The 1,359-nt window shown below is 61.5% G+C and carries 1 protein-coding gene; it reads left to right on the forward strand.

All coding sequences use genetic code 11. The features are described from left to right. The first annotated feature begins 95 nt into the window (after positions 1–95). Positions 96–1,292 (forward strand): IS256 family transposase, encoded by a 1,197-nt coding sequence (locus tag PZ897_RS01865; protein ID WP_275749323.1) that lies wholly within the window; start codon positions 96–98, stop codon positions 1,290–1,292. The last annotated feature ends 67 nt before the right edge of the window (positions 1,293–1,359 follow it).

Consider the following 1,359-nt stretch of genomic DNA (forward strand, 5'->3'; position numbering starts at 1 on the left):
GATCGTGTCCCGCAGCGTGGTGTAGCTGACAGGGTGGTCACCAGTGTTTTCCGGTAGGGTCGGGTTGTTGAAAGCCAACCTGAAGGACACCACCGATGACCGACGATATGATGAACCTGCGCTCGCTTGTTGAGAAGAGTGCCGACGCTGATTTGTTGCGCGAGATGATCGGCTTTGCCGCCGAGAAGCTGATGGCGCTCGAAGTCGGGGCTGCGACCGGCGCGGGTTATGGCGAGAAGACCGCGTTGCGGCTTGCGCAGCGCAACGGCTACCGCGATCGCGACTGGGAAACGCGGGCCGGGACGGTTGAGCTGCGCATCCCGAAGCTGCGAACGGGCAGCTATTTCCCGAGCTTCCTGGAGCCGCGCCGCATGGCGGAAAAGGCTCTCACAGCCGTCATCCAGGAGGCCTATATCCAGGGCATCTCGACCCGCTCGGTCGACGATCTGGTCAAGGCGATGGGGATGAGTGGCATCTCCAAGAGCCAGGTCTCGCGGCTTTGCGAGGAAATTGACGTGAAGGTCAAAGCCTTCCTCGACAGACCCATCGAAGGCGAATGGCCCTATATCTGGATCGATGCCACCTATCTCAAGGTCAGGCGCGGCGGCCGCATCGTGTCGGTGGCCGCCATCATCGCCGTGGGCGTCAATGCGGATGGACGCCGTGAGGTGCTTGGCTTGGAGATCGGAACGTCGGAGGCCGAGGCGATCTGGACGGAATTCCTGCGCAAGCTGACCCGGAGAGGCTTGAGAGGCGTCAAACTCGTGATCTCCGATGCGCATGAAGGGATCAAGGCTGCCGTTTCCAAGGTGCTCAGCGCCACCTGGCAGCGTTGCCGCGTTCATTTCATGCGCAATGCCCTGGCGCATGCGGGCAAGAGCGGAAGGCGTGTCGTATCCGCCTTCATTGCCACAGCCTTTGCCCAGGAGTCCCCCGAGGCAGCCAGCACCCAGTGGCGCAGCGTATCCGATCAGATCAGGCCGAAGGTGCCGAAACTCGCCACGCTCATGGACAGCGCCGAGCAGGACGTGCTCGCCTACATGACCTTCCCCAGACAGCACTGGACCAAGCTGCACTCCACCAACCCCATCGAGCGATTGAACGGCGAGATCAAGCGACGCACAGAGGTCGTCGGCATCTTTCCCAATGACGACGCCATCGTCAGGCTGGTCGGTGCTTTGCTGCTCGAACAAAACGACGAGTGGGCCGTCCAGCGCTCCCGCTATATGACACTTGAGACAATCGCTACGATGAGCGATGATCCGCTCATCAGCCTGCCAGCGGCAAGCTGATCCATTTCCGGCTCTGTTCGGAGGGCAAGGCGAACGCCGAAGCTACACCACGTCCTGGGACACGATC

The sequence above is a fragment of the Hoeflea sp. YIM 152468 genome, from assembly GCF_029210485.1.
GTDB lineage: Bacteria > Pseudomonadota > Alphaproteobacteria > Rhizobiales > Rhizobiaceae > Hoeflea.